General features: G+C 72.4%; 5 protein-coding genes. 3 read left to right on the plus strand and 2 right to left on the minus strand.

Annotated elements, in window-relative coordinates:
• Positions 1–459: 459 nt before the first annotated feature.
• The gene (locus B7L92_RS25765) at positions 460–1,200 is read right to left on the minus strand and encodes a TetR/AcrR family transcriptional regulator (RefSeq protein ID WP_081239786.1); all 741 of its coding nucleotides are present in this window, start codon (positions 1,198–1,200) and stop codon (positions 460–462) included.
• Between the two features lie 380 nt (positions 1,201–1,580).
• Between B7L92_RS25765 and B7L92_RS25770 the strand changes: the two genes are divergently transcribed.
• Positions 1,581–2,957: an NAD(P)/FAD-dependent oxidoreductase gene (locus B7L92_RS25770; RefSeq protein ID WP_081239787.1), complete on the plus strand. Its 1,377-nt coding sequence runs from the start codon at positions 1,581–1,583 to the stop codon at positions 2,955–2,957.
• 172 nt (positions 2,958–3,129) lie between these two features.
• A complete protein-coding gene (locus tag B7L92_RS25775) occupies positions 3,130–4,785 on the plus strand; it encodes an ATP-binding SpoIIE family protein phosphatase (protein WP_081239788.1) in 1,656 nt (551 codons plus the stop codon).
• Between the two features lie 57 nt (positions 4,786–4,842).
• Here B7L92_RS25775 and B7L92_RS25780 read toward each other — a convergent pair whose 3' ends face one another.
• Positions 4,843–6,114 (minus strand): MFS transporter, encoded by a 1,272-nt coding sequence (locus B7L92_RS25780; RefSeq protein WP_081239789.1) that lies wholly within the window; start codon positions 6,112–6,114, stop codon positions 4,843–4,845.
• Between the two features lie 122 nt (positions 6,115–6,236).
• On the opposite strand from B7L92_RS25780, the gene B7L92_RS25785 reads away from it, so the two are divergent.
• A complete protein-coding gene (locus B7L92_RS25785; RefSeq protein ID WP_081239790.1) occupies positions 6,237–6,785 on the plus strand; it encodes a MarR family winged helix-turn-helix transcriptional regulator in 549 nt (182 codons plus the stop codon).
• Positions 6,786–7,425: the final 640 nt, after the last annotated feature.

The raw sequence follows: 7,425 nt of genomic DNA on the forward strand, positions 1-7,425 counted from the left end.
GCCGGCGCGGCAGCGGGCGGTGCCGGCGGGCATCGCGCCGCAGCGGGGGGCGCTGGGCGCGGGGGCCGGAGGACGGCGGGCGTAGAGCGGGTGCCTGCGGATGCCTGCGGGTGTCGGCCGCGCACGGACGGATCCGGGCGCGGGTGCCTGCGGCGCACGGCGGATCCGGGCGCGGGGCGCCTGCGGCGGGCTGTGCGGATCGGGGTGCGCGCCTCTGCGGCGCGTCTTCAGGTGCGGGTGCGGCCGGGGGCGCGTGCGGCGCCCGCGGTGCGGCTTTCGATTCGACGGGGGTGCGCGGGGCGTCCGCGGCGGTGGTGGGGCCTGCCCCGGGCCGGGGCGGCTGCCGGGGGCCCCTCGCCGTCCCGGGCCCGCCGCCGTACGCGACGACGGGCACCCCGCCCGTGGTGGTGCCGGACGGGGTGCCCCGGTGGCTGGTTCTGTTCGGGTCCTGTTCGGGTCCTATTCGGGCCGTGAGCGCAGGCCCTCCAGCAGGATGTCCAGCAGGCGGGCCGAGGCCGCTGCCTGCTGGGCCGCGTCCGGCAGGGAGGGGGCGGCCGTGGCGATCACCAGGAGGACGTCCGACACCGACACGTCGGGGCGGAGCTCGCCCGCGGCACGGGCCCGTTCCACCAGCCGGCCCACCACGTCGAGGAGCCGGGCCGTGCCGGTGTCCCCGGGGTCGGTGGCCGCCGGCTCCTCGGACACCAGCCGCAGTTCACCCGCGGCCGGCTGGGTCCGCTGCTGCGGCACGTGCGCGTGCTCCTCCGCCACGCCCACCCGCAGCACCTGCGGCGGCAGCAGCCGACCGGCGCCGGAGGCGACCGACGTGCGCAGGAAGCGGGACAGCGCCGACCACGGCTCGTCCTCCTGGCCGAGCGCCGCACGCGCCTGGTCGGTCAGCCGGGAGGTCTCCTCCTCGGCGATCCGCCGCACCAGGACGTCCTTGCTCGGGAAGCGCCGGTAGACCGTGCCCACGCCGACCCGCGCCCGGCGCGCCACGTCCTCCATCGGCGCGCCGTAACCCAGCTCGCCGAAGACCTCGCGCGCGGCACGCAGCACGTGCTCCAGATTGCGCTGGGCGTCCACGCGCAGCGGTGTCGTGCGCGCGCCGTCCGCCCGCCCGTTGCCCGTGGGCGCGCTCATCGTGGCGCCGGTCGCGACAGCGGACGCGGAAGACCAATGAGAGTCCTGAACATGCATGTGTATTCCCCCGGTAATGACGTCTCCCCCCGGAGACTTCTCCCCGCCATTGATGGCTGGGGCGTGCGGGACGGACCCGGCTGCCGGACCCGCCCGCGGCGGATCCGATGAGCACATCCCCCTGCACCCCGTCGACACACGAACATAGTTGAGAGGAAGTCAATTCAGAAGGGGCAGGTTCCGCACGGAGCGCCCCCCGATCGGAGCACGAAGGGCATACGTCCCGTATGTGACCATGAACGGAGCCTGGTTCACCCTTTCTGACCTGCGTGAATTCGGCTCACGTCGGTAAATCGGCCAACTCCGCGCGTTCGGGTCCTTCGGTCACACAAAATGTCGAGGCTGTGGACAAACGCAAGCGGCGGGTGCGTCATGGGAGGGTGAAGGAACGTGCGCGCATTCTCGTTGTCGGCGGCGGCTACGTCGGGATGTACACGGCCCTGCGTCTGCAGCGGAAGCTGAAACGGGAACTCGGACGGGGCGAGGCCGAGATCACGGTCGTCACCCCGGACCCGTACATGACGTACCAGCCCTTCCTCCCGGAGGCGGCCGCCGGTGCCATTTCCCCTCGGCACGTCGTCGTACCGCTGCGTCGTGTCCTCGGCCGGTGCCACGTCGTCATCGGCGAGGCCACCGCCGTCGACCACGCCGGACGCACGGCGACCGTCACCACGCTCGCCACCGGGGAGGAGGGCACCGGAGGGCGGCGGCTCGCGTACGACGAGCTGGTCCTCGCACCCGGTTCCGTGTCGCGCACGCTGCCGGTCCCCGGCCTCGCCGACCACGGCATCGGCTTCAAGACCGTCGAGGAGGCCATCGGGCTGCGCAACCACGTCCTCGAGCAGATGGACATCGCCTCCTCCACCCGCGACCCGGCCCTGCGGGACGCCGCCCTCACCTTCGTCTTCGTCGGCGGCGGCTACGCCGGTGTCGAGGCGCTCGGCGAACTGGAGGACATGGCCCGGTACGCCACGCGGTACTACCACAACCTCCGGCCCGAGGACATGAAGTGGATCCTCGTCGAGGCCTCGGACCGCATCCTGCCCGAGGTCGGCGAGGAGATGGGCCGCTACACGGTCACCGAGCTGCGCCGCCGCAACATCGACGTACGCCTCGGGACCCGTCTGGAGTCCTGCGCGGACCGGCTCGCCGTGCTCAGCGACGGCTCCCGCTTCCCCACCCGCACGGTCGTGTGGACGGCCGGGGTCAAACCGCACCCCCTCCTCGCCGCCACCGACCTGCCCCGGGACGAGCGCGGGCGGCTGAAGTGCACCGCGGAGCTGGCCGTCGAGGGCGCCCCGCACGCGTGGGCGGCCGGGGACGCCGCCGCCGTCCCCGACGTCACCGCCGGGGAACCCGGCCGGGAGTGCGCCCCCAACGCCCAGCACGCCCTGCGCCAGGCCAGGCTGCTCGGCGACAACATCGCGCACTCCCTGCGCGGCGAACCCCTGGAGACGTACGCCCACAAGTACTCCGGGTCCGTCGCCTCCCTGGGCCTGCACAAGGGCGTCGCCCAGGTCTACGGGCGCAGGCTCAAGGGCTACCCCGCGTGGTTCATGCACCGCACCTACCACCTCAGCCGGGTCCCCACCTTCAACCGCAAGGCGCGCGTGGCCGCCGAGTGGACCCTCGCCGGGCTCTTCAAACGGGAGATCGTCTCCCTGGGCTCGCTCGAACACCCGCGGGCCGAGTTCGAACTGGCGGCCGGTGGAAAGCCTTCTCAGGACCCCCCGCACAACCCGAAGGGGTCGTCCTGACCGGGCCCGGGAACTCCGCCCGCCGGCCCGGCGTCTGACGGATGTCGGCCCGGGCGGCACCCTGCCAGACTGGTCCACCACCGAGGGCGGGCCGCAGCCCACCCCGGTGCGGCCCCGGGGCCCCGGCCGGTCCCGGTTTCCGGCCGCCGACAACTACACGAGGCAAGGATTCGTGAACTTCACGCGCTGGAGCGCCCGGCTCCCCGGAACGCAGCGCCGCGCCGCAGCGCGGACCGAGCACACGGTCCCCCCGGACCGGCGGGGAGAGGGCTCCGTGCCCGCGGCCCGCGCCGAACGGCTCACCGGCGGCGAGCGGTCCGTACCGGCCGTCGACGAACTGAGGGCGCGCGAGGTCCTGGATCACGTCCCCTCCCTCGTCGCCCTGGTCCACGGCCCCGACCATCGCGTCGCCTACGTCAACGGCGCCTACCGGGCGGCCTTCGGCGACCGCCCGGTCGACGCCCCCGCGCGCGGAGCCCTCCCGGAACTCGACGAACTCGGCCTGCTGCCCCTCCTCGACCAGGTCCTGCGCAGCGGCAAGCCCCGCACGGTCAAGTCCCGCAAGGCCCCCGACGGCCGCTCCTACACCTTCACCTGCACCCCGGTCACCGAAGGGGAGGGCGGCGGGCGCGGCGTCCTGGTCTTCGCCACCGACGTCACCGACCACGCCGAGGCCGCCGCACGCCTGCGCGCCAGCGAGCGCCGCCAGCGCGAGACGGCCGTCACCCTCCAGCGCTCCCTCCTCCCCCAGAAGCTCGAGCAACCCGACGACCTGCGCATCGCCGCCACCTACCACCCCGGCGGCACCGAGGCCGCCGTCGGCGGCGACTGGTACGACGTGATCACCCTCGGCGGCGGCCGCACCGCCCTCGTCATCGGTGACGTCATGGGCAGGGGCGTACGGGCCGCCGCGGTCATGGGACAGCTCCGCACGGCCGTCCGCGCGTACGCCCGGCTCGACCTCCCCCCGCACGAGGTCCTCCAACTCCTCGACGGCCTGGCCACGGAGATCGACGCCAACCAGATCGCCACGTGCGCGTACGCCGTCCACGACCCCAACGAGGGGCGCCTGGTGTACGCCTCCGCCGGCCACCTGCCCATCCTGGTCCGCGACGAGGACGGCACCGTCCGGCGCGCCGACGAACCGACCGGCCCCCCGCTCGGCACCGGCGGCTGGATCCACGCCTCCGGCTCGATCCCCCTCGGCCCCGGCTCCACCGCCGTCCTCTACACGGACGGCCTGGTGGAGCGCCGCAACGAGGACCTGGACGAGGGCATCGCCGCCCTGGAGCGCGCCCTGGCCGGAGCCACCGGCACCCCCCAGGTCGTCTGCGACCGCCTGGTCCGTTCGGCCGGGGTGACCCCGGACCACGACGACGACGTCGCCGTGCTGGTCCTCCAGCACCCCGCCCGCACGGGCCCGGAGAGCGAGCTGTTCCGCAACGCCGCCCTGGAGCTCCTCGGCGGCGTCGAAGCGGCCCCCCGCGCGCGTGCCTTCGCCTCCGGCGTGCTGACCAGCTGGCGCTTCCCTCCCGACCTGCACGACCTGGGCGTCCTGGCGGCGAGCGAGCTGGTCGCCAACTCCCTCCAGCACGGCACGCCGCCCATGCGGCTGCGTCTGCGCCGCACCGACCGGCGCCTGATCGTCGAGGTCACCGACGGGGACGACCACCTGCCGAGGCGCCGCCGCGCGGAGCCCGGTGACGAGTCCGGCCGGGGCATCGCCATCGTCGCGACGATCGCCTCCAACTGGGGCAGCAGGCGCACCCCGGGCGGCGGCAAGGCGGTCTGGTGCGAGTTCGCCCTGCCGAAACCCGCGGGCGCATGAGACGGCCCCCGGGGACGGGCCGGGAACAGGGACGGGAGCGGGGAGTCGGCGCGTACGTCAGGCGTGCGCCGGTGCCTGCCCCGCCGCGGTGCCCCCCTGGGTCACCACACGGCTCCGTGCCGCCGGATGGTTCTGCACGTCGGTGAGCCGCCGTCCCAGCCGCACCGCCAGCACGGTGATCCCCAGCGAGAACAGCAGGAAGGTCACCACGTACGGCCCGTGCAGCGAGGCGCCCATCGGCCCGCCCACCGCCGGACCGACGGCCAGCGCGAGCTGCTTCACCAGGGCGAACGCCGCGTTGTACTGCCCCGCCATACCGGCCGGCGCGAGATCGGCGACCAGCGGCGCGAGCGTCGGCGACAGCAGCGACTCCCCGAGCCCGAACAGCGCGTACGTGGAGATGAAGGCGGCGGTCGCCATCGCCTGGCTGCCGTTCCCGAGCCCCGCGTACGCGGCCGCGGCCCACGCGACGGCCCAGATCAGCCCCACGGAGGCGATCACGCGCGAGCGCTTGCGCCGCTCGACGAACCGCAGCACCGCGAACTGCGCGACCACGATCACCAGGGTGTTCGCCGCCAGCGCCGTCCCCAGCGTGGACGTCGAGATCCCGGCGGCCTCGACCCCGTACGCGCTCAGCCCCGACTCGAACTGCCCGTAGCAGGCGAAGAAGAGCACGAAGCCCAGCACGCAGAGCTGCACCATGGCCCGGTTGCCCAGCAGCTCCTTCCAGCTGCCCTTGGCCGACTGTGCCGGAGCGTCCCCGATGCGCGGCGCACGCGGCATCCGCACCGTCGCCATCACCACGACGAGCAGCAGGAACATCACCGCCTCGAGCGCGAACAGCAGAGTGAAGGAGCCGGCTTTCGTGGTGTCCACGAGGTGCCCGCCGATCAGACCGCCGACGCCGAGTCCGAGGTTCTGCAGGAAGAACTGCGTGGCGAACGCCCGTGACCGGGTCTCCGCGGTGGAGCAGTCGACGATCATCGTCGCGAGCGCCGGCTGCATCACGGCCTGACCGGCGCCGAGCGCCGCCGCCGACAGCAGCACGGTCGCGGCGCTGCCGGACAGTCCCAGGCTCATCGCGCCGACCGCGGCCGTGACCAGGGCGGCGAGCAGTACGGGCAGCGGGCCGCGCCGGACGATCGCCCGCCCGGCGAACGGCAGCACGATCAGCGCGGCCACAGCGAAGACGGCGAGCACGAGACCCGCCGTCATGGCCCCCAGCCCTCGCACCTGCGCCACGTAGACGTACAGGTACGGGACCGTGAAGCCGAGCCCGAAAGCGCTGAGTGCGTTGCCCACGTGGATCCGACGCATCGCAGCGCCCATCGCCCTGGTCACATTCACCTCTCTCACTGGTTAGGAGTGAAGACTTAGAAGCTAAAGTTCGACGCTAAAGAGTACACAGTGAAGGACTTCAAAGTAAAGGCGAGGCGTGCCATACTGCGGCCATGGGCGACACCACCGGCCTCGGCGAGCCGACACTCGAAGAGCAGATCGCCGCGTACCAGCGCGAGTTCCAGGACCTCGACCCCCAGGTCGAGAAGATCGTCAACGCGCTGTCCCGTCTGAACCGTCGGATGAACGTCGCCTACGGTCGCCAGACGGCCGAGCTCGGCATCACCAACGCCGACTGGGAGGTCCTCAAGGCCCTCGTCCTCTCCGGCGCCCCCTACCGCATGGGCCCCGGTGACCTCGCCAAGCGCCTCGGGCTGACCCCGGCCGCCATGACCCACCGGATCGACCGCATGGTCGCCGAGGACCTGGTCACCCGGGAGCGGGACGAGACCAACCGCGTTCGGGTGATCGTGGAGCTGACCCCGACCGGCCGCGAGAAGTGGCTCGAGGTCATGCGCATGGCCACCGTCTTCGAGGAGGACCTCCTCCAGGACCTCTCCCCGGAGGAGCGGGTGACCCTGGGCGAGGTCCTCACCCGTCTCCTGCGCAGGGTGGAGCACGCCCAGCCCGACGCCGGCGGACGCCTCTCCGACCTGGACTGACGGCAGGCCCGCCGTCCGGCCGCAAAGATCTTGACAGGGGTGCTTGACACCCCCCTGCCCGATCCGTAGAGTTCTCCGAGTTGCCGCGGAGCCGTAACGGTTCTGCGACGGCATCTCCGCCGCGACAGCGGCACTCAAACCACCAGCACGACCTCCCTGACGGGTTGTTTTCGGCATGCCGGAATTCAATTCGCACGGGACCCGGCGGCTTGAACGGAACCGAGTGGCTCCGATTTGAGAAGCGCCGAGCGAGTCCGCTAAGGTTTGAAACGTCGGAACGGCCCAACGGCCGGGAAGGCGCCCCCCTCTGACGGGGAGTCAGGCTCGAAAGGGTCTGCTAGAGTCGGAAACGCCGGAAAGGGAAACGCGGAAGCGGGACCCCGGAAAGCACCGAGGAAATCGGACCGGAAAGGTCTGATAGAGTCGGAAACGCAAGACCGAAGGGAAGCGCCCGGAGGAAAGCCCGCAGGGGTGAGTACGAAGGAAGCGTCCGTTCCTTGAGAACTCAACAGCGTGCCAAAAGTCAACGCCAGATATGTTGATACCCCGACACCGGGTTGTCCCGGTGGCGAGGTTCCTTTGAAGAAAACACAGCGAGGACGCTGTGAACTCCGGGACTATTCCTCCCGGCGTTCCGCTC

It is taken from the genome of Streptomyces viridosporus, from assembly GCF_002078235.1.
Taxonomy (GTDB): domain Bacteria; phylum Actinomycetota; class Actinomycetes; order Streptomycetales; family Streptomycetaceae; genus Streptomyces; species Streptomyces viridosporus.

What these genes read in the sequence shown, in the direction of transcription:
- B7L92_RS25765 (WP_081239786.1), bottom strand. Translation starts at nt 1,200, where the DNA reads ATGCATGTTCAGGACTCTCATTGGTCTTCCGCGTCCGCTGTCGCGACC.
- B7L92_RS25785 (WP_081239790.1), top strand. Translation starts at nt 6,237, where the DNA reads ATGGGCGACACCACCGGCCTCGGCGAGCCGACACTCGAAGAGCAGATC.
- B7L92_RS25780 (WP_081239789.1), bottom strand. Translation starts at nt 6,114, where the DNA reads ATGGGCGCTGCGATGCGTCGGATCCACGTGGGCAACGCACTCAGCGCT.